A 25,312-nucleotide genomic window follows, 5' to 3' on the forward strand; every position below is an offset into this window, starting at 1 on the left:
ATCTCCCTTATCCGGGCGGAAAGCCCACGATAATTTAGCAGAATGTTAACAAACCCAAATACACAAAACTACCAAAACCCTGTGACTACCATAGATTGTTTTTCCCCGCTTGCACGGGGAAAAACGATTACAGTTTAAAGTCTAGTGTGGCATTTTTTATTTTCTCATAAACAGCCTGACTTGGCGGTTTAGGAATACTCGCAGTACGTGCTGCCGTTAATGCCGCCTGACACAGCGCAGGGTCGCCTCCTTCAGAGGTGATATCCTTCAATGTACCGTCAGGCCTAAGATTGATATGCAACACGCAACGCTTGCCTTGATAGAGGCTGGCATCATACAGGCGGCTTTGAATAGCCATTTGTATTTGCTTTGCGTATGCGCTGATATCAGCGCCCGTAGCCCCACCGTTGGCGCCAGAGGCGCCGCTATCTTTCGATGGCTGGCCATTGCCTTTAGCTCCACCGCCGGTTTTCGGCGCATTCTTACCTGAGCTCAGGTCACCGAGCAGATCGTCAACACCGCTTGCTTCTTTAGCTGCAGCGGCTTTCTTGGCCGCGGCGGCCTTCGCGGCTGCGGCTTTGGCCGCTTTATCAGCCGCCGCTTTTTCTGCGGCGGCTGCTTTGGCGGCAGCGGCTTTTTCGGCAGCTGCGGCTTTTTCAGCAGCGGCCTTCTCGGCTGCAGCTTTTTCCGCGGCAGCTTTCTGGGCAGCGGCTTTTTCAGCGGCGGCCTTTTCTGCCGCAGCCTGTTTCGCCGCTTCCTGCTGAGCTTTCTTCTCGGCCTGCTGCTGCGCTTTCTTCTCTGCATCCTGCTGAGCTTTTTTCGCCGCTTCCGCTTCGGCTTTCTTCTGCGCATCCGCGGCGGCTTTCGCCGCTTCGGCTTCCGCCTGCTTCTTGGCGTCGGCTGCCGCTTTGGCAGCCGCCTTAGCGGCAGCCGCTTCCGCGACTTTCGCCTGGGCATCGGCCTTCGCTTTGGCATCGGCGGCGGCTTTGGCGGCAGCTTCCTGCGCCTCTTTCGCCTGGGCATCCGCTTTCGCTTTTGCCGCGGCGGCAGCCTTGGCTGCGGCCTCTTCAGCCTGTTTCTGCTGTTCTTTCGCTTCTTTCGCCGCTTCCTGCGCCTGCAGACGTTCTTGTTCCATTTGCTTCAGGCGTTCCTGCTCGGCAGCCTGTTTTTCCCGCAGTTCCTCGGCCTGCTGCTGAGCCTGCTTTTCACGCTGCTCGGCCGCGCGACGCGCGCTGGACTGCTGTTGCTGCTGGCGGTTGTAGTTGTTGACTACCGCGCCAGGATCGACCATCACCGCATCAATGGACGAACCTCCGCCGCCGCCGGAAGTATCCAGATGCTCATCGAACGAACTCCAGATCAGTAGCGCAATCAGAATGATGTGCAGCACCACTGAAACTATGATCGCTCGTTTAAGCTTATCGTTTTGTTCGGTTGCCTTTGACACTATCGGTTCCCAAAAACTGTTCGCCTGTTGCCGCTTAAAAGCAGCGGCGGAATGCTACGATATCCACCGCCGCTCGCTTCGCGGGCCGATTAAATAGGCTTGGTCATTAAGCCAACCGATTTAACCCCTGCGCTATGCAACAGGTTAAGCGCTTTAATAATTTCATCGTAAGGCACATCTTTCGCGCCGCCGATAAGGAACACCGTCTTCTCATTCGCTTCGAGTCGGCGCTTCGCTTCAGCAATGACCTGCTCCGGCGGCAGTTGGGACAACGTTTCCTGACCGACTTTCACGCTGTACTGCCCTACTCCGGAGACTTCAACGATAACCGGTGGTTCATCGTTGCTTTTCACCGCTTGCGACTCCGTGGCGTCCGGCAGATCGACTTCCACGCTCTGCGTAATGATCGGCGCTGTCGCCATGAAGATCAGCAACAGCACCAACAGGACATCCAGCAGCGGAACGATGTTAATCTCGGACTTCAGTTCGCGACGTCCGCGTCCACGTGCTCTGGCCATGGCTTACCCCTTATTGCTTTCGCTGCTGGTAAACGCCTGACGGTGCAGAATGGCGGTGAACTCTTCCATAAAGTTGTCGTAGTTCAGTTCAAGTTTGTTCACGCGCTGGTTCAAACGGTTGTAGGCCATAACCGCCGGGATGGCGGCGAAAAGACCGATTGCCGTGGCGATCAGCGCTTCCGCGATCCCCGGCGCAACCATCTGCAGCGTCGCCTGCTTCACCGCGCCGAGGGCGATAAAGGCGTGCATGATCCCCCAGACGGTACCGAACAGGCCGATATACGGACTGATGGAACCCACGGTGCCAAGGAACGGAATATGCGTTTCCAGCGTTTCCAGTTCGCGGTTCATCGAGATACGCATCGCGCGCGACGCCCCTTCGACAATCGCTTCCGGCGCATGGCTGTTGGCGCGATGCAGACGCGCGAACTCTTTAAAGCCGCTGTAAAAAATCTGCTCGGAACCGGCGAGGCTATCGCGACGGCCCTGGCTCTCCTGGTACAGGCGAGACAGTTCAATGCCGGACCAGAACTTATCTTCAAACGCTTCGGCTTCGCGGCTGGCGGAATTGAGGATACGCGTTCTCTGAATAATAATAGCCCAGGAAGCGATAGAAAAACCAATCAAAATCAACATGATAAGTTTAACCAGAAGGCTCGCCTTCAGGAACAAATCAAGGATATTCATGTCAGTCACTGCTTAAACTCCGCGACAATAGACTTGGGAAGCGCACGAGGCTTCATTAAGAGTGGATCAACGCACACAATGAGAACTTCAGCTTCGTTCAAAACTGTATTCTCGGCGTTGACGATTCGCTGCGTGAAAACCAAAGAGGTGCCTCGCATCGAGGTAATTTCCGTCTGGATTTCGAGCATGTCGTCGAGTCTGGCGGGCGCAAAATACTCCAGCGTCATTTTGCGAACGACAAAGGCAACTCGTTCAGCCAACAGAACCTGCTGACTGAAGTGATGGTGGCGCAGCATCTCTGTGCGTGCTCTTTCATAAAAAGCGACGTAACTGGCGTGGTAAACCACACCACCGGCATCGGTATCTTCGTAGTAGACCCGGACCGGCCATCGAAACAGCGTTGTATTCACTTTACATCCCGGTAATGCAAAAAAAGAGTAGTGCTTTCAAACTTCGCTACTATACGCGCGGGAATCGTGGTTTGGAATGGGAGAAAGTAAACGGCGAGTAAATTTTTATGGGCTTATGCAAGCCCATGCGGTTAACAGACTTCTCTTATACTCTTATCTTTCAAAAGAAGAAAAAGATCAGGCCTGCAAAGAGAACAATATCAGCGATAAGCGGACAGAAAATCCCCTGCCAGTGCACGGCTTTCGGACGGAAGCCCACACCGTGAATGACGCCGGCGCACACCGCCCACATCAGCAAGAAACCATGCCAGATTTCAAGCCCACTGGTCTTCGCCGCAAAGCGCGACGGATCCCAGAAGATGCAGCCTGCCAGCAGCAGCGCCATTAATAAGGAAAGCGCCCTTAACGGGCGCTTGTCCATCATCGCGTAAAGGGTCGCGATAATTTTCATCAATGCTCTTCTTTACCTGCTTTGGTTGCTTCCACGTGCTCAAGCGCCAGCGCGGTAATCACCCCAAAGGCACAGGCAAGCAGCGTTCCCAAAATCCATGCGAAGTACCACATATATAGCTCCTTACCTTAGTACAGCGAGTGGGTGTTCTTTTCGATGTCTTCGCGGGTAATGCGGCCAAACATCTTCCAGTAACACCAGGTGGTGTAGCCGAGGATAATCGGCACAAACACGATAGCCACGTAGGTCATCACATTCAGCGTCAGCTGGCTGGAGGTGGCATCCCACATCGTCAGGCTCGCATTCAGCATCGTGCTGGACGGCATGATGAACGGGAACATCGCGATACCCGCGGTCAGGATGATGCAGGCCAGCGTCAGCGAGGAGAACAGGAACGCCATGGCGCCTTTATCTGCTTTTGTTGACGCGACGGTCAGCAGCGGCAGCACCACGCCCAGGGCTGGAATGGCCCACAGCGCTGGCATGTTGTTAAAGTTCACCATCCACGCGCCGGCTTCACGCGCCACTTCTTTGGTCAGCGGGTTAGACGGGCCGGTATGATCCAGCACCGATTTCACCACGTAGCCGTCGATGCCGTAGTAGACCCAAACGCCCGCCAGCGCGAAGCAGACCAGCGTCACCAGCGCCGCCACCGTGGAGACGGTGCGGGTGCGCAGGTGCAGTTCGCCTACGGTACGCATCTGCAGGTAGGTCGCGCCCTGCGTCAGGATCATCGCCACGCTGACGATACCGGCCAGCAGACCAAACGGGTTCAGCAGCTGGAAGAAGTTGCCGGTGTAGTACAGACGCAGATACTCATCGATATGGAACGGTACACCCTGCAGCAGGTTGCCGAAAGCCACGCCGATTACCAGCGGCGGCACAAAGCTCCCCACGAAGATGCCCCAGTCCCACATGTTACGCCAGCGGGTATCTTCAATCTTAGAACGGTAGTCAAAGCCCACCGGACGGAAGAATAAAGATGCCAGCACCAGAATCATCGCCACATAGAAGCCGGAGAACGCGGCGGCGTACACCATCGGCCAGGCAGCAAACAGCGCGCCGCCGGCGGTGATGAGCCACACCTGGTTTCCGTCCCAGTGCGGGGCGATGGAGTTGATCATGATTCGACGCTCGGTGTCATTACGACCGAGGAAACGGGTGAGCATGCCCACCCCCATGTCGAAACCGTCGGCGACGGCGAAGCCAATCAGCAGAACGCCGATCAGTAGCCACCAGATTAAACGCAATACTTCATAATCGATCATTTGACGACTCCTGTCTTAGCGTGCCGACTGAATAGCCGCGGAGGACTGTTCAAAGTGATAGCGACCCGTTTTCAGGCTGCTCGGTCCTTTGCGGGCAAACTTGAACATGAGGAACAGTTCAGCCACCAGGAACAGCGTATACAGACCGCAGATCAGCAACATCGAGAAGATCAGATCGCCCGCGGTCAGCGACGAGTTCGCCACCGCGGTTGGCAGCACTTCACCAATCGCCCACGGCTGACGGCCATACTCGGCAACAAACCAGCCCGCTTCAACGGCAATCCACGGCAGCGGCAGGCCGAAGAACGCGGCGCGCAGCAGCCATTTTTTCTCGCCAATACGGTTGCGAATCACGGTCCAGAAAGAGGCGCCGATAATCAACAGCATCAGTACGCCGCACGCCACCATGATACGGAAGGCGAAGTACAGCGGCGCTACGCTCGGAATAGAGTCTTTGGTCGCTTTGGCGATCTGCTCTTCCGTGGCGTCAGCGACGTTCGGGGTATAGCGCTTGAGCAGCAGACCATAACCGAGGTCTTTCTTAACGTTATTGAACTGATCGCGAACCGCCTGGTCAGTCGAACCGGCGCGCAGCTGTTCCAGCAGCGCATAGGCTTTCATCCCGTTACGAATACGCTCTTCATGCTGCGCCATCAGATCTTTCAGGCCGATAACCGGCTTATCCACCGAGCGGGTAGCGATGATACCCAGCGCGTATGGGATCTGGATGGAGAAGTGGTTGGTTTGCGCTTCCTGGTCGGGAATACCAAACAGGGTAAAGGCAGCCGGCGCCGGCTGGGTTTCCCATTCCGCTTCAATCGCCGCCAGTTTGGTTTTCTGCACGTCACCCATTTCGTAACCGGACTCATCGCCGAGGACGATAACGGAGAGGATAGCGGCCATACCAAAGCTTGCAGCAATCGCGAAGGAGCGTTTAGCAAAGGCGAAATCACGGCCTTTAAGCATGTACCAGGAGCTGATGGCAAGGATGAACATCGCGCCAGTCACATAGCCGGAAGCCACGGTGTGGACGAATTTAACCTGAGCAACCGGGTTCAGGACCAGCTCGGAGAAGCTGACCATCTCCATACGCATGGTTTCAAAGTTGAAATCCGATGCGATCGGGTTCTGCATCCAGCCGTTGGCCACCAGGATCCACAGCGCGGAGAGGTTAGACCCCAGAGCGACCAGCCAGGTCACCGCCATGTGCTGAACTTTGCCCAGACGATCCCAACCGAAGAAGAACAGACCTACAAAGGTAGATTCGAGGAAGAAGGCCATCAGACCTTCAATGGCCAGCGGCGCACCGAAGATATCGCCCACATAGTGAGAGTAGTAAGACCAGTTAGTCCCGAACTGGAACTCCATGGTCAAACCGGTTGCGACACCCAGAGCGAAGTTGATACCAAACAACTTGCCCCAGAACTTGGTCATATCTTTATAAATCTGTTTGCCGGAAAGGACGTAGACCGTTTCCATGATGGCCAGCAGGAACGCCATACCGAGCGTTAGCGGCACAAAAAGGAAGTGGTACATCGCGGTCAAGGCAAACTGTAAGCGCGACAGTTCGACTATATCTAACATCATGACTCCTTGCTCATCGCATGAAGACTCCGAGAACGAACCCAATAATTCAGGTTCATACGCATGCCCCAATACAAAATTATTTGCTCCCTGGTACGTTACTGCTCATCTGGCGATGAAACAGTGCCCTCGCAAAGGTTACAAATACGTTAACGAAAAAACCAAATGATTCTCTAATATATTACGCCGCAATAACCTTACAATAAATAGGATTTTATTGTTCCAGCTTTACATTTTTCGACGGTGATCAATATATAGCGAAAATGCCCGGAATAGGCCAATTTGATTTGCGACAATTTAACGTTTTTTGGTGATTTTTTCCAAGGATTAAGCATTGATATAAATCAATTTTTTCTTCTTATGTTAATTATGTGGCGCAATAAAGAATAACGGTGAAATTGATGTTAAAAATGTGTTTAAAGTCTGCCGCTAGCGGTTACTAAAAAGGGGGAAATGAGAATTATAGGTAATATAATTTTAACTTTAACCAATTTAAGGCAAGAAATGATGCGATCCTAATAATGTTAGACCGGTCACACTATTTTTCCCAATCGAAATGCAAAAAAATAACGTCTGCGTTTTCCTGTTTATTTTCACATAAAATTAACCACCTCCCCTCCCCCGGACAAGCGGCGAGTGATTATTCCCAATAATATTCATCAAATCAATAGAATAGCGTTTTTTAACGTAAGAGAGCGCCTGCGGCAGACGACAAGGCAAAAAAAAGGCCACCTGACGGTGGCCAACCATGTCGAAATCGGACATTAGTCTGCTCCTGAGAGCAGTGAGGGTTTACTTGATGATAGCTTTCAGCGCTTCGCCGATATCCGCCAGGCTGCGAACGGTTTTCACACCGGCCGCTTCCAGCGCAGCAAATTTCTCATCAGCAGTACCTTTACCGCCAGCGATGATGGCGCCTGCGTGGCCCATACGCTTGCCTTTCGGCGCGGTAACGCCCGCGATGTAGCCGACAACCGGCTTAGTCACGTGCTCTTTAATGTAAGCTGCCGCTTCTTCTTCCGCGCTGCCGCCGATTTCACCGATCATGACGATCGCTTCGGTCTGCGGGTCTTCCTGGAACATTTTCAGGATATCGATGAAGTTGGAGCCCGGGATCGGGTCGCCGCCGATACCGACGCAGGTAGACTGGCCAAAGCCATAGTCGGTGGTCTGCTTAACCGCTTCATAGGTCAGGGTACCGGAACGGGAAACGATGCCCACTTTACCCGGCTTGTGGATGTGACCCGGCATGATGCCGATTTTGCATTCGCCCGGAGTGATAACGCCCGGGCAGTTCGGGCCGATCATGCGAACGCCAGCTTCGTCCAGCTTCACTTTCACGGTCAGCATATCCAGGGTCGGGATACCTTCAGTGATAGTGATAATCAGCTTAATGCCCGCGTCGATAGCTTCCAGAATGGAGTCTTTGCAGAACGGTGCCGGAACGTAGATGACGGTCGCGGTGGCGCCGGTGGCTTCCACGGCTTCACGCACGGTGTTAAATACCGGCAGGCCCAGGTGAGTGGTGCCGCCTTTACCTGGCGTTACGCCGCCAACCATCTGAGTGCCGTAAGCGATCGCTTGTTCAGAGTGGAATGTACCCTGGCTACCGGTAAAGCCCTGGCAGATAACCTTGGTGTCTTTATTAATTAAAACTGACATTATTTCCCCTCCACTGCGGCAACAACCTGCTGTGCTGCGTCCGTCAGACTTTTCGCTGCAATAATATTCAGGCCGCTGTCAGCCAGTTTTTTCGCGCCCAGTTCGGCGTTGTTACCTTCCAGACGTACAACAACCGGTACGTTAACACCCACTTCTTCAACCGCGCCGATGATGCCGTCAGCGATCAGGTCGCAACGAACGATACCGCCGAAGATGTTAACCAGAACCGCTTTAACGTTGTCGTCAGAGAGGATGATTTTGAACGCTTCGGTTACGCGCTCTTTGGTGGCGCCGCCGCCAACGTCGAGGAAGTTAGCCGGTTCGCCGCCGTGCAGCTTAACGATGTCCATGGTGCCCATCGCCAGGCCTGCGCCGTTAACCATGCAACCGATGTTGCCGTCGAGAGCAACGTAGTTCAGTTCCCACTGCGCCGCCTGAGCTTCGCGCGGATCTTCCTGAGACTGGTCGCGCATTTCACGCAGATCCGGCTGGCGGAACAGCGCGTTGCCGTCAGCGCCCAGTTTGCCGTCGAGGCAGATCAGGTCGCCCTGCTTGGTGATAACCAGCGGGTTGATTTCGATCAGCGCCAGATCGCGCTCCAGGAAGATGGTCGCCAGACCCATGAAGATCTTGGTGAACTGCTGAACCTGTTTGCCTTCCAGACCCAGTTTGAACGCCAGTTCACGACCCTGGTAAGGCATCGGGCCCGCCAGCGGATCGATAGCGATCTTGTGGATCAGGTGCGGGGTTTCTTCCGCCACTTTTTCGATTTCCACGCCGCCTTCGGTAGACGCCATGAACACCACGCGACGGGAGCTACGGTCAACAACCGCGCCCAGATACAGCTCTTTATCAATGTCGGTCGCCGCTTCAACCAGAATCTGGTTTACCGGCTGGCCGTTAGCATCTGTTTGGTAAGTCACCAGGCGTTTGCCCAGCCAATGCTCAGCAAAAGCGCGAATCTCTTCTTTGCTCTTAACTACTTTCACACCGCCCGCTTTACCGCGGCCACCAGCGTGAACCTGACATTTCACTACCCACGGACCCGCGCCGATTTTTGAAGCGGCTTCTTCTGCTTCACGCGGAGTAGTACAGGCATAACCCACCGGCGCCGGTAAGCCATAGCGGGCAAAAAGTTGTTTTGCCTGATATTCATGTAAGTTCATGTGTTCAGTCCATCCTTCAGGTAATAATTATCTTTAAACCTGTAGGCCTGATAAGACGCGCAAGCGTCGCCATCAGGCATCTCATCAACGCCGGATGGCGGCGCGAACGCCTTATCCGGCCTACGGTAGGTAATACTCTTACTGACTACACGTCCAGCAGCAGACGAGTCGGATCTTCCAGCAGCTCTTTAATCGCTACCAGGAAGCCTACCGATTCACGTCCATCGATCAGACGGTGGTCGTAGGAGAGCGCCAGGTACATCATCGGCAGAATTTCTACCTTGCCATTCACCGCCATCGGACGGTCTTTAATGGCATGCATACCCAGGATGGCGCTCTGCGGTGGGTTGATGATCGGCGTGGACATCAGAGAACCGAATACGCCGCCGTTGGTAATGGTGAAGTTACCGCCGGTCAGGTCATCTACGGTCAGCTTGCCGTCACGGCCTTTCACTGCCAGCTCTTTAATATTCTTTTCGATATCCGCCATGCCCAGCAGGTCAACGTCACGCAGAACCGGAGTCACCAGGCCGCGCGGCGTAGAAACCGCCATGCTCACGTCGAAGTAGTTGTGATAAACCACGTCATCGCCATCGATGGAAGCGTTCACTTCCGGGTAGCGTTTCAGCGCTTCAACCACCGCTTTCACGTAGAAGGACATGAAGCCCAGACGGATACCGTGACGTTTTTCGAACGCTTCGCCGTACTGCTTACGCAGATCCATAATCGGCTTCATGTTGACTTCGTTGAACGTCGTCAGCATGGCGGTAGAGTTTTTCGCTTCCAGCAGACGCTCGGCAACGCGTTTGCGCAGACGGGTCATCGGTACGCGTTTTTCAGAGCGGTGGCCCAGTTGCGCAACCGGCGCCGCAGCAGCGGCTGGCGCTTTCGCTTCAGCTTTCGCCGGCGCGCTCGCCAGATGCTTCTCAACGTCTTCGCGGGTCAGACGGCCGCCAACGCCGGTGCCTTTAATCGCCGCCGCGTCGAGGCTGTGTTCAGCCAACAGGCGACGGATAGCCGGGCTAAGCGCGTCGTTGCTTTGCTCTTCCAGAGACGCTTGCTGACGCTGAGCCGGGGTGGACTCTTTAGTATCAGCTTTCGCATCAGCGGCTTTACCGGCGCTGTTGCCTTCACGCAGGCGGCCCAGAATCTGACGAGACAGCACGGTGGCGCCTTCGTCTTCCAGTACTGCATCCAGAATGCCGTCCGCTGATGCCGGTACTTCCAGTACCACTTTGTCAGTTTCGATTTCGACCAGAACTTCGTCGCGGACTACCGCGTCGCCCGGTTTTTTGTGCCAGGTGGCGACGGTTGCGTCAGCTACGGACTCAGGAAGGTCGGGAACCAGAATATCTACGCTACTCATTGTGTATCCTTTAATTAATCGACGTTCAGCGCGTCATTGACCAGATCTTGTTGCTGTTTCTGGTGAACGGACATATACCCTACCGCCGGAGAGGCGGAGGCCGGGCGGCCTGCATAACGCAGAGAGGCCCCAAATGGAACTACTTCACGAAGGTGGTGCTGGCTGCAGTACCATGCGCCCTGGTTGAGCGGCTCTTCCTGGCACCAGACAAAATCGTGGACGTGCGAATAAGCTTTCAGCGCTTCCTGCACCGCCTGATGCGGGAACGGATAGAGCTGTTCGATACGCACGATGGCGACATCTTTTTGCTCGTTTTTACGGCGCTGTTCCAGCAGGTCGTAGTAAACCTTACCAGAGCACAGTACGACGCGTTTCACGGCTTGCGGATCGAGCTCGTCGATTTCGCCGATAGCCGGCATAAAGGTGCCGTTCGCCAGTTCATCCATGCTGGAAACCGCCAGCGGGTGGCGCAGCAGAGATTTCGGCGACATCACCACCAGCGGACGGCGCATACCGCGCAGCGCCTGACGACGCAGCATGTGATAAACCTGTGCCGGAGTGGACGGTACGCAAACCTGCATGTTCTGCTCAGCGCACAGCTGCAGATAGCGTTCCAGACGCGCGGAGGAGTGCTCCGGGCCCTGCCCTTCATAGCCGTGCGGCAGCAGCATCACCAGGCCGCACATCCGGCCCCATTTCTGCTCGCCGGAGCTGATGAACTGGTCAATAACGACCTGCGCGCCGTTGGCGAAGTCGCCGAACTGCGCTTCCCAGATGGTCAGGGTGCGTGGTTCCGCGGTGGCGTAACCGTATTCGAACGCCAGCACCGCTTCTTCAGACAGCACGGAGTCCCAGACGCGGAACTGGCCCTGGCCGTTGTGTACGTTCTGCAGCGGCGTATAGGTAGAGCCGTTGCTCTGGTTATGGATAACCGCATGACGGTGGAAGAAGGTACCGCGACCGGAGTCTTCGCCGGACAGACGTACCGGAATCCCTTCGTCAACCAGGGTGGCGTACGCCAGGTTTTCCGCCGCGCCCCAGTCGAACGGCTTCTCACCGGCGGCCATCAGCTGGCGGTCGCCGTAGATTTTCGCTACGCGAGACTGCATCTCAACGGTTTCCGGCACCGTACTGATGCGTTTGGCCAGCTCTTGCAGGCGTTTTGGCTCAACTTTATCCGGGTAGCTCTCATCCCACTCATGGTTGAGGTACGGAGACCAGGTAAAGGAGTGCATGTTCATCGGACGCCACTCTTCTACCACGCAATCGCCGGCATCCAGCGCATCGCGGTAGAGGTTAACCTGTTCGGTAGCGTCTTCCAGCGTCGCGACTTTGTCCTGCTCCAGCTTGTCAGCGTAGATTTTGCGCGGAGTCGGATGCTTTTTGATTTTCTGGTACATCAGCGGCTGGGTTGCGCTCGGCTCGTCGGCTTCGTTGTGGCCGTGACGGCGGTAGCACACCAGGTCGATGAAGACATCGCGTTTGAAGGTATTACGGAAATCCAGCGCCAGACGGGTAACGAAAGCGACCGCTTCCGGGTCATCCGCGTTAACGTGGAAAATCGGTGCCTGAACCATCTTACCGATATCGGTGCAGTACGGCGTAGAACGCGCATCCAGCGGGTTGGACGTGGTGAAGCCAACCTGGTTGTTGATAACGATGCGCACGGTACCGCCCACTTCGTAACCACGCGCTTTGGACATGTTCAGGGTTTCCTGAACTACGCCCTGGCCGGCTACCGCGGCGTCGCCGTGGATGGTGATTGGCAGAACTTTGTTGCTGCTCGGCTCGTCCAGACGATCCAGACGGGCGCGTACGGAGCCGATAACCACCGGGCTGACGATTTCCAGGTGCGACGGGTTAAACGCCAGCGCCAGGTGAACCAGACCGCCTTCGGTTTCCATATCGGAAGAGAAGCCCATGTGGTACTTCACGTCGCCGGTGCCGAGGTGTTCTTTATGTTTGCCCGCGAATTCGTCAAACAGATCCTGCGGTTTTTTACCCAGCACGTTGACCAGTACGTTCAGACGACCACGGTGCGCCATGCCCAGCACCACTTCACGAGTGCCGCTCTTACCGGCGTGACGGATGATCTCTTTGAGCATCGGGATTAACGCATCGCCGCCTTCCAGCGAGAAGCGTTTCGCGCCCGGGAATTTGGCGCCGAGGTAGCGCTCCAGGCCTTCCGCGGCGGTCAGTTCGCTCAGGAAGCGCTTTTTCTCTTCCGCGGTGAAGCTCGCTTTGCCCGCTACTGACTCAATACGCTGCTGGATCCAGCGTTTTTCTTCAGTAGAGGTGATGTGCATGTATTCCGCGCCGATGGAGCCGCAGTAGGTTTGCTTAAGCGCCGCGATCAGGTCGCCCAGCTTCATCGTGTCTTTTCCGATGGCGAAAGAACCTACGTTATAGCTTTCCTGGAAATCGGCCTCGGTGAGATCGTGGTAAGCCGGATCGAGATCCGCCACTCTCTCTTGCTGCCACAGTCCCAGCGGATCGAGATTCGCCTGCTGGTGACCGCGGAAGCGGTATGCGTTGATGAGCTGCAGGACTTTAACCTGCTTCACATTGGTATCAGGGTCGGATATCGAAGAAGTGTAACGTGAGGCATCCTTCGCCAGTCGACGGAAATAATCACGTGTTTTCGAATGAAATTGATCCGGTTTAACTCCGGTGCCAGGTAACTGCTGGAACATCGAACGCCAGTTGGCGTCAACAGAGTCAGGATCGGTTAAGAAGTCTTCATAGAGCTGTTCTATCCAGCTCTGGTTCGAACCAGAGAGGTAAGAAGAGTCCAGCCAGGCTTTCATTGCGCCGTTCTGCATCGTGATCCCTTAAGCATTTTTATGCTTATTTCGCCGTAGAAACTACCACGCACACCGAGTGCACGTGCCGGGGTTCACTTGTTGCGGACGAGTTGTGGTTTCTATCCGCTAAGGAACCTTTAAAAACTGTCTAACTATCAGGGGCAGTTTTTAGAGGTTTCCTGCTATCTCTATTGCCTGATGGCGCTTCGCTTATCAGGCCTACGCATTACTGGTACATATTTGGCGGTTTTTAAAGATTTCCTGCTATCTGTCCCCCGGCGGCGCTAACGCTTGCCGGGGCTACTGCTTTGGTAGCCCGGATAAGCGCAAGCGCCATCCGGGACAGACCGTGTTGCTTACGCGCTGCGCTGCAACAGCATCGACTTAATATGGCCGATGGCGCGCGTTGGGTTCAATCCCTTAGGACAAACACTGACGCAGTTCATAATGCTGTGACAGCGGAATACGCTGAAAGCATCGCTCAGACCTTCCAGACGCTCGCTGGTTTCGGTATCGCGGCTGTCGATCAGGAAGCGATACGCGGCCAGAAGGCCTGCCGGGCCGATGAACTTGTCCGGGTTCCACCAGAACGACGGGCAAGAGGTCGAACAACATGCGCACAGAATACACTCGTACAGACCATCGAGTTTCTCGCGCTGCTCAGGCATCTGCAGATGCTCGCGAGCCGGAGGATTTTGCCCATTATTCAATAAGTAAGGCTTGATCTTCTCATATTGTGCGTAGAATTGCCCCATGTCTACCACCAAATCGCGGATAACCGGCAATCCAGGTAGCGGACGGATAACAATTTTCTTACCCGGCTGATTCAGCGCGGAGATCGGCGTGATGCACGCCAGACCATTTTTACCGTTCATGTTCAGACCATCGGAACCGCACACCCCTTCACGACAGGAGCGGCGGAACGACAGCGACGGATCTTTTTCTTTCAGCTGGATAAGCGCATCCAGCAGCATCATGTCGCGACCTTCTTCCGCGTCGAGGGTGTAATCCTGCATATGCGGAGCGTCGTCAACATCCGGGTTATAGCGATAAATTGAAAACTCGAGTTTCATATTCCTGTCTCCGCATTAATAAGTACGAATCTTCGGCGGGAATGCCGGACGCAGTTTCGGTTCCATGTTGACCGCTCGACGCGTCATGGATTCCGACTCTGGCAGATACAGGGAATGGCACAGCCAGTTTTCATCATCACGTTCCGGGAAGTCGAAGCGGCTATGCGCGCCGCGGCTTTCGGTACGGAAGTTAGCGGATACCGCCGTGGAATACGCGGTTTCCATCAGGTTATCCAGCTCCAGACACTCGACGCGCTGGGTATTGAACTCGCTTGAAGTGTCGTCCAGGCGCGCATTTTTCAGACGCTCACGGATCTCTTTCAGCTGTTCCAGACCTTTATGCATCGCGTCGCCTTCACGGAAGACCGAGAAGTTATGCTGCATACATTCCTGCAGCGCTTTGCGGATAGCGACCGGGTCTTCGCCGGAACGGGTGTTGTTCCAACGGTTGAGGCGGTCCAGGGAAGCTTCGACATCGGACTCGCTGGCAGCGCGCAGCGCGCCCTGCTCGGCGATGGATTCCTGCAGATGCAGACCCGCCGCGCGACCGAAGACCACCAGGTCCAGCAGCGAGTTGCCGCCCAGACGGTTGGCGCCATGTACCGATACGCAGGCGATCTCGCCAACGGCGAACAGGCCCGGAATCACCACATCTTCGCCCTTCTCGTTCACGGTCAGCGCCTGGCCAGTCACTTTGGTCGGAATACCGCCCATCATGTAGTGGCAGGTTGGGATAACCGGAATCGGTTCTTTAACCGGGTCAACGTGGGCAAAGGTACGAGACAGTTCAAGAATGCCCGGCAGACGGGATTCCAGCACTTCTTTACCCAGGTGATCCAGTTTCAGTTTAGCGTGCGGGCCCCACGGACCATCGCAGCCGCGGCCTTCGCGGATTTCGATCATGATGGAACGCGCCACCACGTCACGACCCGCCAGGTCTTTCGCGTTCGGCGCATAACGCTCCATAAAGCGCTCGCCGTGTTTGTTCAGCAGGTAACCGCCTTCGCCGCGGCAACCTTCGGTGACCAGCACCCCTGCCCCGGCGATACCGGTCGGGTGGAACTGCCACATTTCCATATCCTGCACCGGAACGCCCGCGCGCAGAGCCATACCGACGCCGTCGCCGGTGTTGATGTGGGCGTTGGTGGTGGATTGATAAATACGGCCTGCGCCGCCGGTCGCCAGCACGGTAGCGCGGGCTTTGAAGTACACCACTTCACCGGTTTCGATGCACAGTGCGGTACAACCAACCACCGCGCCGTCCTGGTTTTTCACCAGATCGAGGGCATACCATTCGGAGAAGATAGTGGTGTGGTTTTTCAGGTTCTGTTGATACAGGGTGTGCAGCAGCGCGTGACCGGTACGGTCGGCCGCCGCCGCGGTGCGTGCCGCCTGCTCGCCGCCGAAGTTTTTCGACTGGCCGCCAAACGGACGCTGATAAATACGGCCGTCATCAAGACGGGAGAACGGCAGGCCCATATGTTCCAGCTCAAGAATCGCTTCCGGGCCGGTCTTACACATATATTCGATGGCGTCCTGGTCGCCGATATAGTCCGACCCTTTTACGGTGTCGTACATGTGCCATTCCCAGTTATCTTCATGGGTATTACCGAGCGCGACGGTGATGCCACCCTGCGCGGAAACGGTATGGGAACGGGTAGGGAAAACTTTAGAGAGCAGCGCACAGGTCTGTCCGCTCTGGGAAATCTGCAGCGCCGCGCGCATACCTGCGCCGCCGGCACCAATTACAACTGCATCAAATTCTCTGACTGGCAATTTCATTACACACCCCACACCACAACAAATCCATAAAGAACGTAAGCCACCAGCGCCACAACGATAATCAGTTGCAGAACTAAGCGCACGGCCAGTGGTTTAACGTAGTCCGTCAACACCTGCCACATACCGATCCAGGCGTGAATCAGGATGGAAACGAGAGCCAGCAGGGTAAAGACTTTGGTGAACGCGGAGGAGAAGAATCCGGTCCAGATTTCCCAGGAGATCTCACCGGAGGTGGCGAAGAAGCCAACCATGTAGATGATGTAGAGGGTCAGAACGATGGCGGTAGCACGGACCAGAATAAAGTCATGTACGCCGTTGCGTCCCAGTGCTGAGGCGTTGCTTACCATACGAGGACTCCTGCGAGAAGTGAAAGCACGACAGTAATAACAAAAGAAATTTTGGCGGAGCGTGTCCCTGCTTCGAGGGTTTCTTCCAGATAGCCAAAGTCCATCAGCAGATGGCGGATACCGACAACGGCGTGGTAAGCCAGCGCGGTGAGGATGCCCCACATGATGAACTTCACGAAGAAGCTATTCATGATGGAAGCGGCCGTCAGGAAGCCCTCCGGAGAGGAAAGGCTGGTGCCCAGCAACCAAAGCAGAATACCGACCGCCACAAAAGTGATCACACCGGATACGCGATGGAGAATGGACGCTATCGCCGTGATTGGGAATCGAATCGTTTGTAGATCCAGATTGACAGGTCTTTGTTTTTTCACATTTCTTACCATGAATAACGCCCACATGCTGTTCTTATTGTTTCCTTCCTCCGGTCTGCTTGCGGGTCAGACAGCGTCCTTTCTATAACCAGAAGTCATGTTAAAACCCCTTTCCAGGAGTAAAAGCGTGACCAAACAACGCTGGGTGGCTCGGGATTGCAGGGTGTTCCGGAGACCTGGCGGCAGTATAGGCCGTTCACAAAATCATTACAATTAACCTACATATAGTTTGTCGGGTTTTGTCCGGAACAGTGATCAAGGTCACGATTACAACATTATTTTAAATTTTAATCACCTGATTTGACAAATATTAAACATTCTTGTTACAACCATTACTAGATTAATGCAATAATGCCCAAAAGTTATGGGGTCACTCTTTCACCTGAGAATAAGTTATGTAACAGTGTGATGGTATTGACCGATGTAATCAGGACAGTTATTAGTGGTATACAGGTTTTAATATTCGGGCTGCTAAAACGCTGATTTGCTGCCGTTTCACTCCCGGGCTGAAGACGTACCATCAAGCGCCTGCGCTCTGTACCCTGCAATTTTCGCGACACAGAGCTGTGAGCAACATAACAATCTGGTAACGTAGTCAGGTTCGGGCCGAATGCAAATCCACCACCCGGCAGTCTTAAGCAATAAAAGGCGCTAAGGAGACCATAAATGTCTGATGCTAAAGCAAAAATCACCCTGGGTGGTGACACTGCTATTGAACTTGATGTGCTAAAAGGCACGCTCGGTCAGGATGTTATTGATATTCGTAGTCTTGGTTCAAAAGGTGTCTTCACCTTCGACCCCGGTTTCACTTCAACAGCCTCGTGTGAATCTAAAATTACTTTTATCGACGGCGATGAGGGGATCCTGCTGCACCGCGGTTTCCCGATCGATCAGCTGGCTACCGAGTCAAATTATCTTGAAGTGTGCTACATCCTGTTGAACGGCGAAAAACCGACTCAACAGCAGTACGACGAATTCAAAACTACCGTTACCCGCCACACCATGATCCACGAACAGATTACCCGTCTGTTCCACGCGTTCCGCCGCGACTCTCACCCGATGGCGGTGATGTGCGGTATTACCGGCGCGCTGGCGGCGTTCTATCACGACTCCCTGGACGTGAATAATCCGCGCCACCGGGAAATCGCCGCCTATCGTCTGCTGTCCAAAATGCCGACCATGGCAGCGATGTGTTACAAGTATTCTATCGGCCAGCCTTTCGTGTATCCGCGCAACGATCTCTCCTACGCGGGTAACTTCCTGAATATGATGTTCTCCACGCCGTGTGAAACCTATGAGGTTAACCCGGTGCTGGAACGCGCGATGGACCGTATCCTGATCCTGCACGCTGACCACGAACAGAACGCATCAACCTCTACCGTCCGTACCGCAGGCTCTTCCGGGGCTAACCCGTTCGCCTGTATCGCTGCGGGTATCGCCTCCCTGTGGGGACCGGCGCACGGCGGCGCCAACGAAGCCGCGCTGAAAATGCTGGAAGAGATCAGCTCCGTTGAACACATTCCGGAATTCGTGCGCCGCGCGAAAGACAAGAATGACTCTTTCCGCCTGATGGGCTTCGGCCATCGCGTGTACAAGAACTACGATCCGCGCGCCACCGTTATGCGTGAAACCTGCCACGAAGTGCTGAAAGAACTGGGCACCAAGGACGATCTGCTGGAAGTGGCGATGGAACTTGAGCATATCGCGCTCAACGACCCGTACTTCATCGAGAAGAAACTGTATCCGAACGTCGATTTCTACTCCGGCATCATCCTGAAAGCGATGGGTATTCCATCCTCGATGTTTACCGTCATCTTCGCGATGGCGCGCACCGTCGGCTGGATTGCCCACTGGAACGAAATGCACAGCGACGGTATGAAAATTGCCCGTCCGCGTCAGCTGTATACCGGCTACCAGAAGCGCGATTTCAAGTCCGATCTCAAGAAGTAATTTTAACCCTGTCGGGGTTAGCAATAAAAAAATCGGGGATCTTCCCCGATTTTTTTATTTAAACGTGCAAATAAATTTTAATCGATCAACAACTGGCATTAGTGCTGGCAGCCGGGGCACCAGTAAAAGGGTCGCGATGACAGCATCGTTTTCTCAATGATGCTGCCGCAGCGTTCGCAGGCCTCACCCTCGCGATGAAAGACCTTAAAGCGGAACAGCGCGCCATGATGTTTGTTTTCATCCACCTGGCCGCGGGTACGGTAAGAAAGGCGCGGGATATCCAGCAGCGCGTGCGCCAGCGCATCTAGCTGCGTTTCATTGAGCTCGGCGGCTTTATGCTGCCCGGTCAGCCCCACCTGCCACAGGATCTCTACCCGCAGATAGTTCCCGAGCCCGGCGAGAAACGCCTGGTCCAGCAACAGGCCGGAAAACTGGCGATTGCGAAATTTCGCCGATAACAGCCGCTCTCTGACCTGCCCGGCGGTTAACGTCATATCCAGCACATCCGGCCCGACCCGTTGTAAAAACGGATGATGGGCCAGCTGTTGCGCCGTCAATATCTCAATCTCCGAGGCGCTATAGAGCAAAATCGCCTTGCGTGCGGTCTGCAGTCTGACGCGCAGCACGCGGTTCGATTGCGGCTCAACGCCGGCATCCACCACGCGCCAGACGCCATATAGCTGGTTATGGCTATACAGCGTCAATCCGCCGGAGAAGTGGGTTAACAGGGCCTTGCCGCGGGTGGTGATATGGGTCACCCGCTGGCCAATCAACTGGCTTTGATAGGGTTGCAACTGTGGAAAGGCGAACCAGGCTTCGGTTAACGGTTCGCCTTTGATAGCCGCCTCCAGGTTATCCGCCGCGCGGCGGATCTCCGGGCCTTCAGGCATAGTTTCGTCCTTTTGTTAGTGCGTGGCGCCGCCGCCAATTTTGACATCGTCATTCTGTTCAAGAGCGACGGCAATTGCCGTTTCCAGCGCCGCGCGTACCGTCGCGACCGACATACTCGCCTCGCCAGGGTGGGCCGCCGCCTGTTCAGGCAGATACGGAATATGGATAAAACCGCCCTTCTGCCCGCTTTTTCCCTGCAGCTGATGCAGCAAACCATACATCACGTGATTGCAGACAAAAGTGCCCGCGGTTTGCGACACCGAGGCCGGGATCCCCTGCTGGCGCAGCGTGTTAACGATCGCTTTGATCGGTAGCGTGCTGAAGAAGGCCGCGGGGCCGTTTGCGACGATCGGCTCATCGATCGGCTGCTGGCCTTTATTGTCGGGGATCCGCGCATCATCGACGTTGATAGCCACACGTTCGACGGTAATATCGACACGGCCGCCGGCCTGCCCGACGGCAATCGTCAGCTGCGGTTGATAGGTTTCAAGCGCGGCGTTCAGCACCGTTAGCGCCTCGCCGAACACGCAGGGTAACTGTTTAGCCACCACCTGCTGCCCGCGAATAATCACGCCATTAAGCTGCTTAACCACTTCCCATGAAGGATTAACCGTTTCGCCGCCGAACGGCTCAAAACCGGTAATTAATACGCCAGCCATCATCCCTCCTTACAGGAACATCAGGAAATAGAGTAAGAATACGTTGACGATCAGCAGCAGGATACCGGTCGGTACCTGGGCTTTAATCACCGCGTTTTTATCCGGCAGTTCCAGCAGCGCCGCCGGTACGATATTAAAGTTCGCCGCCATCGGCGTCATCAGCGTGCCGCAGTAGCCGGAAAACATACCAATCGCCGCCATTACCGCCGGATTGCCGCCATGCTGCAGGACTAAAATCGGAATGCCAACCCCGGCGGTCACGATCGGGAAAGCGGCAAAGGCGTTGCCCATCACCATCGTCAACACCGCCATGCCGATGGCGTACACGGCCACGGCGATAAAGCGGTTATCTACCGCCAGATAGTGCTCGGTCAGCCATGAAATGCTGGTTCCGACGCCCGCCGCGGTAAATAGCAGCCCCAGCACCGCGAGGATTTGCGGCAGGATAAAGGCCCAGCCGACGGAATCCAGCAAACGGCGCGCTTCCTGCATCGGCTGCGCCACCGTTTCATGGGTCATACGAATCGCCATCGCCAGGCCAATCAGCGTACCGACGGTCATCGAGAACAGGGTAATCAGCGTCGCGTGGTTGCCCGGCCCGAAGAGCGCCACCTGCCATGAAGGCAGATTGTTAAACAGCAGTACGCCAATGACGGTGACGACCGGAATCGCCAGCGCCGGATAGAAAAGTTTGTTGCCGAGGCGTTTCGCGCTGGCGGTTTTCTCTTCCTGGGTACGCTGATGGTAGCTGCCGAGGCGCACACCGCCAAAGCCAGCGATCAGCGCCAGTACCACCACCACCCCGCCGACGGCGATATTCACCGTACGCTTATCGCCCACCAGTTGATACGTCCAGTCGCCGAGCAAGAACACCAGCCCGTACAGGCCCCAGAACAGGCCGGTTGTCAGGCGCCGCGGATTGCTTTTGTCGCGCCAGGACATGATAGCCACGACCAGCAGTACCGCGCCGGCCAGCCAATATAAATACGTTTGTTGGAAGTTCATGCCGCACCGCCTTTCGCCTGCCCGGCGTTAACCCGGTCCAGCTCGCGCTGGAGATGGCGATCGAGGCGCCACAGGCGCGCGGCGTGGATCAGGAAGGCGCAGATCGCCGTCGGGATCCCCCACAGGGCAATATGCAACGGTTCCGTCTGGATCCCGCCCGACTCCAGCATAAAGTTGTGCATGAAGATGATCGCGCCAAAGGCGACAAAAATATCTTCACCGAAAAACAGGCCGACGTTATCGGTCGCCGCCGACATCGCGCGCAGGCGGTAGCGCACATGACCCGGCAGCGGGCCAAAGCGCTTTTCCGCCGCCCCCTCCGCCATTGGCGCCAGCAGCGGGCGCACCATTTGCGGATGTCCGCCGAGGCTGGTCAAGCCCAGGGCGGCGGTGGCTTCGCGCACAAACAGATAGACGATCAGCAGACGTCCGGCGGTCGCGCTATGGATCTTCGCGATCCACGCCTGCGCCCGCTCTTTCAGACCATGGCGCTCCAGCAGCCCGATCACCGCCAGCGGCAACAGCAGAATAAACGGCAGATTACGGGTATTGAGGAAGCCCTCGCCCAGTTTCTCCAGAATAGTGGCTATTGGCATATGCGCCGCCACGCCGGTGACGATCCCGGAGATAATCACCACCAGCACCGGGTTAAAGCGTAATAGAAAACCGACCACAATCACGGCAATGCCGATCAGCGGCCAGAGGGATATCACCTCTTGCATAATAACGTCCTGTTGAGTTGTGAGTGTTGTTAGTTATTTGATTTAATTATTATTAATAATACTAAGGCGGACTATTAATCAATGTCCGCGCTGACGTCGATATTGCGCCCTGCGAAAGCAGCGCGCAAGCGTCGGGCGAAATCGAGCGCATGAGCGCCATCGCCATGCAGGCAGACCGTTTCCGCCTTCACATGCGCCCATTCGCCGCTCAGGCTGCGCACCCGGTTGTGCTGCACCATTTCCAGCGTTTGCGCCAACGCCTGTTCTTCGCTCTCAATCAGCGCGCCCGGCTGGCTGCGCGGCACCAGGCTACCGTCAGCGAGATAACCGCGATCGGCGAAGACTTCCTGGCGCGTCGTCAGCTGATAGCGCTGTCCGGCGCGGATAAGCTCGCTCCCCGCCAGCCCGACCAGCACCAGCCCGGCGTCGGCATCGCGCACCGCGCGAGCGATGGCATCGGCCAGCGGTGGCTCTTTCGCCGCCTGGTTGTACAACATGCCGTGCGGTTTGACGTGCCGCAGCTCGCCGCCCTGGGCATGTACAATCGCCGCCAGCGCGCCAATTTGGTACAGCACCTGGGCGTAGACCGTCTCTGGCGGTAACTGCATCGCGGTGCGGCCGAAATTTTCCCGGTCCGGGAAGCTTGGGTGCGCGCCAATAGCAACGCCGTTTTTCAGCGCCTCGCGCACGCACTGCTGCATGAGCAGCGCATCACCGGCGTGAAAGCCGCAGGCGATATTGGCGGAAGAGACCAGCTGCAGCAGCGCGCTATCGCTGGCGCAGCCTTCGCCGAGGTCGGCATTTAAATCAATTTTCATCGCTTAATCTCCAGGCCAGTTGTTCAAGGTAACGCTGCTGGTCGGCGCGCGCTTTCAGCGCGTCTTCCAGCGAACAGGGGACGAAATGGATCGGCTGACCCAGCGGAATTTGCGCCAGTTGGTACATATCGGCTTCAATAATGCAGGCTATACGCGGATAGCCGCCGGTGGTCTGCGCATCGTTCATCAACACAATCGGCTGGCCGTTATGCGGCACCTGTACCACCCCGGGCAGCAGGCCATGGGAGAGCATTTCCCGGTCGGTTGTGCGTTTGAGCGGCTGGCCCTGCAGGCGGTAGCCCATACGGTTGCTCTGCGGGCTAAGGCGCCACGGCGAACGCCAGAAAGACTCCTGCGACACGCTGTCGAATTCGTGATACTCCGGCCCCGGCAGCGCGCGAATGATATTACCGGTCGGTAGCTGTTTAACGCCGCGCGAGGCGCTAAAGCGGCGGGAGGATTTCCCAATCTTCAATTGATCGCCATCCTGCAACCGGCGCCCTTCGATTCCGCCGATACCGACTTTCAGATCGGTAGAGCGGGAACCTAAAACTTCAGGCACGTCGATACCGCCCGCCACCGCCAGGTAGCTGCGGATCCCATGCTGCGGAGTTTTCAACACCAGCCGCTGCCCGGCCTTCGCTTCCATTCGCCAGCCCAACCAGACCGGCGCGCCGTCGAGCGTCGCTTCACAGGCGGCTCCGGTCAACGCGAACCAGCAATGGCGGGTAAACTGTACATCGACCTGACCCAGCGTAATTTCCAGCGCCGCCGTCTCCGGCGCATTGCCCACCAGCAGATTGGCAATAGTCATTGCCGGTTTATCCAGCGCGCCGCAGCGGCTAATTCCCCACTGGCGCTGGCCTTCCCGGCCGCCATCCTGGACCGAGGTGTACATGCCGGCGCGGATAAATTTCAACATACCCCCTCCTTCTGCGGCACAAAGCGCACGCGATCGCCAGAACGCAGCAGCACCGGCTCTTCACGTTTTGGATCGAATAATGCCAGCGGCGTGCGACCCAGCAGCTGCCAGCCGCCCGGCGTCGCCAGCGGATAAATACCGGTTTGCGATCCGCCGATACCTACCGATCCCGCCGGTACCAGTACGCGCGGCTCGGCGCGACGCGGCATCGCCAGCTGCTCCGGCAGGCCGCCAAAGTACGGAAACCCCGGCTGGAAACCCAGAAACCACACCATGTACTCCACCGAAGAGTGCAGCTCCACCACCTGCTTTTCGCTCAACCCGCTATGGCGCGCGACGTCGCCAAGGTCTGGCCCCGCCTCGCCGCCGTAGATAACCGGGATACTTATCTCACGGGATTCCGGCTCCAGCGCATCGCTCTCTTCCCACCAGCGCTGCAGCTTGTCAATCGCCTCCCACGCCATCTCCTGCGGACGACGCAGCACAACGGTGATGTTGTTCATCCCCGGGATCACTTCAACCACCTCTTCGCGATCGGTCAACCGCTGCGTCAGGCCCCAGATACGTTTTTGGCTCTCCAGGGTCACCGGAGGCTCAAGCTCCAGGACCACCGCCGTTTCACCTAATAGATAACAACGCGCTCGCTGCACTTTTTTCTCTCTCATCAGGCCGGGTTAGGGATATCAATAAAGGTGACGTCCAGGTCGGTATTTTCCGTCAGCCACTCGCTCAGGGCGCGAATACCGCCGCGCTCGGTGGCATGATGGCCGGCGGCATAAAAATGCAACCCCTGCTCACGGGCGGAATGAATCGTCTGCTCAGACACTTCGCCGGTAATAAAGGCATCGACGCCAAAGCGGGCCGCGCTATCGATAAAGCTCTGGCCGCCGCCGGTACACCAGGCGACGCGGGTAACTTTGTCCGGCCCGGTATCGCCGCACCACAGCGGTTTACGCCCTAATCGCGCTTCAATCCACGATGCCAGTTCCAGCCCGGATACCGGCATAGACAGCTCGCCCCACGGCACCAATGGCTCGATTTCCCCCATTACATTAATCCCCAGCAGCTGCGCCAGCTGGGCGTTATTGCCCAGTTCCGGATGCGCATCCAGCGGTAAATGCCAGCCATAAAGGTTGATATCGTTGGCCAGCAGCGTTTTCAGCCGATTGCGCTTCATGCCGCGGATCACCGGCGACTCGCCTTTCCAGAAGTAACCGTGATGCACAATCACCGCATCCGCCTGCAGACGAACGGCTTCATCAAGTAGCGCCTGGCTGGCGGTCACGCCGGTGACGATTTTCCGCACCGTCTCCCGCCCTTCCACCTGCAGGCCGTTCGGGGCGTAATCACTGATGGCCGCGCTATTCAGTTTTTCGTTAATTAATTGTTCCAGTTCGCTATTTTTCATT

27 protein-coding genes are annotated in these 25,312 nt (G+C 56.1%); 2 read left to right on the forward strand and 25 right to left on the reverse strand.

Annotated features, from left to right (window positions below):
* Positions 1-127: 127 nt before the first annotated feature.
* From tolA to sdhC, 17 genes are all read right to left on the reverse strand, one after another.
* Positions 128-1,447 (reverse strand): cell envelope integrity protein TolA, encoded by a 1,320-nt coding sequence (gene tolA, locus ABLV78_RS17980; protein WP_047049207.1) that lies wholly within the window; start codon positions 1,445-1,447, stop codon positions 128-130.
* Positions 1,448-1,536: 89 nt separating this feature from the next.
* Positions 1,537-1,965 carry a colicin uptake protein TolR gene (gene tolR, locus ABLV78_RS17985; RefSeq protein ID WP_015367661.1) on the reverse strand — a complete coding sequence of 143 codons (429 nt, stop codon included), beginning with the start codon at positions 1,963-1,965 and terminating at the stop codon, positions 1,537-1,539.
* Between the two features lie 3 nt (positions 1,966-1,968).
* Positions 1,969-2,661, reverse strand: coding sequence for a Tol-Pal system protein TolQ (gene tolQ / locus ABLV78_RS17990; RefSeq protein WP_015704769.1), 693 nt, complete (start codon positions 2,659-2,661; stop codon positions 1,969-1,971).
* On the reverse strand, positions 2,658-3,062 hold the full coding sequence (ybgC, locus tag ABLV78_RS17995; RefSeq protein ID WP_004859689.1) for a tol-pal system-associated acyl-CoA thioesterase: 405 nt from the start codon (positions 3,060-3,062) through the stop codon (positions 2,658-2,660). The genes tolQ and ybgC overlap by 4 nt, the downstream gene beginning before the upstream one ends.
* Before the next feature lie 160 nt (positions 3,063-3,222).
* The gene (gene ybgE / locus ABLV78_RS18000) at positions 3,223-3,513 is read right to left on the reverse strand and encodes a cyd operon protein YbgE (protein WP_015367664.1); all 291 of its coding nucleotides are present in this window, start codon (positions 3,511-3,513) and stop codon (positions 3,223-3,225) included.
* Entirely contained in the window at positions 3,513-3,626 is a 114-nt protein-coding gene (gene cydX, locus ABLV78_RS18005; protein ID WP_004100325.1) for a cytochrome bd-I oxidase subunit CydX, read from the reverse strand. Before cydX ends, ybgE begins: the two co-directional genes overlap by 1 nt.
* A gap of 15 nt (positions 3,627-3,641) precedes the next feature.
* Entirely contained in the window at positions 3,642-4,781 is a 1,140-nt protein-coding gene (gene cydB / locus ABLV78_RS18010) for a cytochrome d ubiquinol oxidase subunit II (RefSeq protein ID WP_047049210.1), read from the reverse strand.
* Between the two features lie 15 nt (positions 4,782-4,796).
* Entirely contained in the window at positions 4,797-6,365 is a 1,569-nt protein-coding gene (gene cydA, locus ABLV78_RS18015) for a cytochrome ubiquinol oxidase subunit I (RefSeq protein WP_047049214.1), read from the reverse strand.
* Between the two features lie 603 nt (positions 6,366-6,968).
* Positions 6,969-7,130, reverse strand: coding sequence for a hypothetical protein (locus ABLV78_RS18020; protein WP_072251433.1), 162 nt, complete (start codon positions 7,128-7,130; stop codon positions 6,969-6,971).
* A gap of 27 nt (positions 7,131-7,157) precedes the next feature.
* On the reverse strand, positions 7,158-8,027 hold the full coding sequence (gene sucD / locus ABLV78_RS18025) for a succinate--CoA ligase subunit alpha (RefSeq protein ID WP_015367669.1): 870 nt from the start codon (positions 8,025-8,027) through the stop codon (positions 7,158-7,160).
* Entirely contained in the window at positions 8,027-9,193 is a 1,167-nt protein-coding gene (gene sucC / locus ABLV78_RS18030) for an ADP-forming succinate--CoA ligase subunit beta (RefSeq protein WP_015367670.1), read from the reverse strand. The genes sucD and sucC overlap by 1 nt, the downstream gene beginning before the upstream one ends.
* A gap of 145 nt (positions 9,194-9,338) precedes the next feature.
* Positions 9,339-10,559 (reverse strand): 2-oxoglutarate dehydrogenase complex dihydrolipoyllysine-residue succinyltransferase, encoded by a 1,221-nt coding sequence (odhB, locus tag ABLV78_RS18035; RefSeq protein WP_020079338.1) that lies wholly within the window; start codon positions 10,557-10,559, stop codon positions 9,339-9,341.
* A gap of 14 nt (positions 10,560-10,573) precedes the next feature.
* The gene (gene sucA / locus ABLV78_RS18040) at positions 10,574-13,381 is read right to left on the reverse strand and encodes a 2-oxoglutarate dehydrogenase E1 component (RefSeq protein WP_047049217.1); all 2,808 of its coding nucleotides are present in this window, start codon (positions 13,379-13,381) and stop codon (positions 10,574-10,576) included.
* 338 nt (positions 13,382-13,719) lie between these two features.
* Complete coding sequence (gene sdhB, locus ABLV78_RS18045; protein WP_020079339.1) at positions 13,720-14,436, reverse strand: succinate dehydrogenase iron-sulfur subunit SdhB; 717 nt, start codon at positions 14,434-14,436, stop codon at positions 13,720-13,722.
* 15 nt (positions 14,437-14,451) lie between these two features.
* Positions 14,452-16,218 (reverse strand): succinate dehydrogenase flavoprotein subunit, encoded by a 1,767-nt coding sequence (gene sdhA / locus ABLV78_RS18050; RefSeq protein ID WP_032707635.1) that lies wholly within the window; start codon positions 16,216-16,218, stop codon positions 14,452-14,454.
* Entirely contained in the window at positions 16,218-16,565 is a 348-nt protein-coding gene (gene sdhD / locus ABLV78_RS18055; protein ID WP_015367674.1) for a succinate dehydrogenase membrane anchor subunit, read from the reverse strand. The genes sdhA and sdhD overlap by 1 nt, the downstream gene beginning before the upstream one ends.
* The gene (gene sdhC / locus ABLV78_RS18060; RefSeq protein ID WP_020079340.1) at positions 16,559-16,963 is read right to left on the reverse strand and encodes a succinate dehydrogenase cytochrome b556 subunit; all 405 of its coding nucleotides are present in this window, start codon (positions 16,961-16,963) and stop codon (positions 16,559-16,561) included. Before sdhC ends, sdhD begins: the two co-directional genes overlap by 7 nt.
* A gap of 324 nt (positions 16,964-17,287) precedes the next feature.
* Here sdhC and ABLV78_RS18065 point away from each other — a divergent pair, with 324 nt between their 5' ends.
* Positions 17,288-17,419, forward strand: a complete 132-nt coding sequence (locus ABLV78_RS18065; protein WP_418268990.1) for a hypothetical protein — start codon at positions 17,288-17,290, stop codon at positions 17,417-17,419.
* Positions 17,420-17,602: 183 nt separating this feature from the next.
* The gene (gene gltA / locus ABLV78_RS18070; protein WP_015367676.1) at positions 17,603-18,886 is read left to right on the forward strand and encodes a citrate synthase; all 1,284 of its coding nucleotides are present in this window, start codon (positions 17,603-17,605) and stop codon (positions 18,884-18,886) included.
* Positions 18,887-18,984: 98 nt separating this feature from the next.
* On the opposite strand, the gene nei is transcribed toward gltA, so the two are convergent.
* The 8 genes from nei to ybgI all read right to left on the reverse strand — a co-directional run bounded on the left by nei (position 18,985) and on the right by ybgI (position 25,311).
* Positions 18,985-19,776 (reverse strand): endonuclease VIII, encoded by a 792-nt coding sequence (nei, locus tag ABLV78_RS18075; RefSeq protein ID WP_047049221.1) that lies wholly within the window; start codon positions 19,774-19,776, stop codon positions 18,985-18,987.
* 15 nt (positions 19,777-19,791) lie between these two features.
* A complete protein-coding gene (pcp, locus tag ABLV78_RS18080; RefSeq protein WP_047049223.1) occupies positions 19,792-20,436 on the reverse strand; it encodes a pyroglutamyl-peptidase I in 645 nt (214 codons plus the stop codon).
* 9 nt (positions 20,437-20,445) lie between these two features.
* Positions 20,446-21,441, reverse strand: a complete 996-nt coding sequence (locus tag ABLV78_RS18085) for a DUF979 domain-containing protein (protein ID WP_047049226.1) — start codon at positions 21,439-21,441, stop codon at positions 20,446-20,448.
* On the reverse strand, positions 21,438-22,163 hold the full coding sequence (locus tag ABLV78_RS18090; RefSeq protein ID WP_047049229.1) for a DUF969 domain-containing protein: 726 nt from the start codon (positions 22,161-22,163) through the stop codon (positions 21,438-21,440). Before ABLV78_RS18090 ends, ABLV78_RS18085 begins: the two co-directional genes overlap by 4 nt.
* 74 nt (positions 22,164-22,237) lie before the next feature.
* The gene (gene pxpA / locus ABLV78_RS18095; RefSeq protein ID WP_015367681.1) at positions 22,238-22,981 is read right to left on the reverse strand and encodes a 5-oxoprolinase subunit PxpA; all 744 of its coding nucleotides are present in this window, start codon (positions 22,979-22,981) and stop codon (positions 22,238-22,240) included.
* Positions 22,971-23,903 (reverse strand): 5-oxoprolinase subunit PxpC, encoded by a 933-nt coding sequence (gene pxpC, locus ABLV78_RS18100; RefSeq protein ID WP_047049233.1) that lies wholly within the window; start codon positions 23,901-23,903, stop codon positions 22,971-22,973. The genes pxpA and pxpC overlap by 11 nt, the downstream gene beginning before the upstream one ends.
* Positions 23,897-24,553 carry a 5-oxoprolinase subunit PxpB gene (pxpB, locus tag ABLV78_RS18105; RefSeq protein ID WP_004176857.1) on the reverse strand — a complete coding sequence of 219 codons (657 nt, stop codon included), beginning with the start codon at positions 24,551-24,553 and terminating at the stop codon, positions 23,897-23,899. Before pxpB ends, pxpC begins: the two co-directional genes overlap by 7 nt.
* Positions 24,554-24,567: 14 nt before the next feature.
* Positions 24,568-25,311, reverse strand: coding sequence for a radiation resistance protein YbgI (gene ybgI / locus ABLV78_RS18110; RefSeq protein ID WP_032707631.1), 744 nt, complete (start codon positions 25,309-25,311; stop codon positions 24,568-24,570).
* Position 25,312 lies beyond the last annotated feature (1 nt).

The organism is Klebsiella sp. CN_Kp075, assembly GCF_040065055.2.
Taxonomy (GTDB): domain Bacteria; phylum Pseudomonadota; class Gammaproteobacteria; order Enterobacterales; family Enterobacteriaceae; genus Klebsiella; species Klebsiella aerogenes.

Excerpts from the sequence above, each read along its gene's own strand:
- tolR (WP_015367661.1), bottom strand. The coding sequence starts at position 1,965 with ATGGCCAGAGCACGTGGACGCGGACGTCGCGAACTGAAGTCCGAGATT.
- ybgE (WP_015367664.1), bottom strand. The coding sequence starts at position 3,513 with ATGAAAATTATCGCGACCCTTTACGCGATGATGGACAAGCGCCCGTTA.
- cydX (WP_004100325.1), bottom strand. The coding sequence starts at position 3,626 with ATGTGGTACTTCGCATGGATTTTGGGAACGCTGCTTGCCTGTGCCTTT.
- cydB (WP_047049210.1), bottom strand. The coding sequence starts at position 4,781 with ATGATCGATTATGAAGTATTGCGTTTAATCTGGTGGCTACTGATCGGC.
- cydA (WP_047049214.1), bottom strand. The coding sequence starts at position 6,365 with ATGTTAGATATAGTCGAACTGTCGCGCTTACAGTTTGCCTTGACCGCG.
- ABLV78_RS18020 (WP_072251433.1), bottom strand. The coding sequence starts at position 7,130 with ATGTCCGATTTCGACATGGTTGGCCACCGTCAGGTGGCCTTTTTTTTG.
- sucD (WP_015367669.1), bottom strand. The coding sequence starts at position 8,027 with ATGTCAGTTTTAATTAATAAAGACACCAAGGTTATCTGCCAGGGCTTT.
- sucC (WP_015367670.1), bottom strand. The coding sequence starts at position 9,193 with ATGAACTTACATGAATATCAGGCAAAACAACTTTTTGCCCGCTATGGC.
- odhB (WP_020079338.1), bottom strand. The coding sequence starts at position 10,559 with ATGAGTAGCGTAGATATTCTGGTTCCCGACCTTCCTGAGTCCGTAGCT.
- sucA (WP_047049217.1), bottom strand. The coding sequence starts at position 13,381 with ATGCAGAACGGCGCAATGAAAGCCTGGCTGGACTCTTCTTACCTCTCT.
- sdhB (WP_020079339.1), bottom strand. The coding sequence starts at position 14,436 with ATGAAACTCGAGTTTTCAATTTATCGCTATAACCCGGATGTTGACGAC.
- sdhA (WP_032707635.1), bottom strand. The coding sequence starts at position 16,218 with ATGAAATTGCCAGTCAGAGAATTTGATGCAGTTGTAATTGGTGCCGGC.
- sdhD (WP_015367674.1), bottom strand. The coding sequence starts at position 16,565 with ATGGTAAGCAACGCCTCAGCACTGGGACGCAACGGCGTACATGACTTT.
- sdhC (WP_020079340.1), bottom strand. The coding sequence starts at position 16,963 with ATGTGGGCGTTATTCATGGTAAGAAATGTGAAAAAACAAAGACCTGTC.
- ABLV78_RS18065 (WP_418268990.1), top strand. The coding sequence starts at position 17,288 with ATGCCCAAAAGTTATGGGGTCACTCTTTCACCTGAGAATAAGTTATGT.
- gltA (WP_015367676.1), top strand. The coding sequence starts at position 17,603 with ATGTCTGATGCTAAAGCAAAAATCACCCTGGGTGGTGACACTGCTATT.
- nei (WP_047049221.1), bottom strand. The coding sequence starts at position 19,776 with ATGCCTGAAGGCCCGGAGATCCGCCGCGCGGCGGATAACCTGGAGGCG.
- pcp (WP_047049223.1), bottom strand. The coding sequence starts at position 20,436 with ATGGCTGGCGTATTAATTACCGGTTTTGAGCCGTTCGGCGGCGAAACG.
- ABLV78_RS18085 (WP_047049226.1), bottom strand. The coding sequence starts at position 21,441 with ATGAACTTCCAACAAACGTATTTATATTGGCTGGCCGGCGCGGTACTG.
- ABLV78_RS18090 (WP_047049229.1), bottom strand. The coding sequence starts at position 22,163 with ATGCAAGAGGTGATATCCCTCTGGCCGCTGATCGGCATTGCCGTGATT.
- pxpA (WP_015367681.1), bottom strand. The coding sequence starts at position 22,981 with ATGAAAATTGATTTAAATGCCGACCTCGGCGAAGGCTGCGCCAGCGAT.
- pxpC (WP_047049233.1), bottom strand. The coding sequence starts at position 23,903 with ATGTTGAAATTTATCCGCGCCGGCATGTACACCTCGGTCCAGGATGGC.
- ybgI (WP_032707631.1), bottom strand. The coding sequence starts at position 25,311 with ATGAAAAATAGCGAACTGGAACAATTAATTAACGAAAAACTGAATAGC.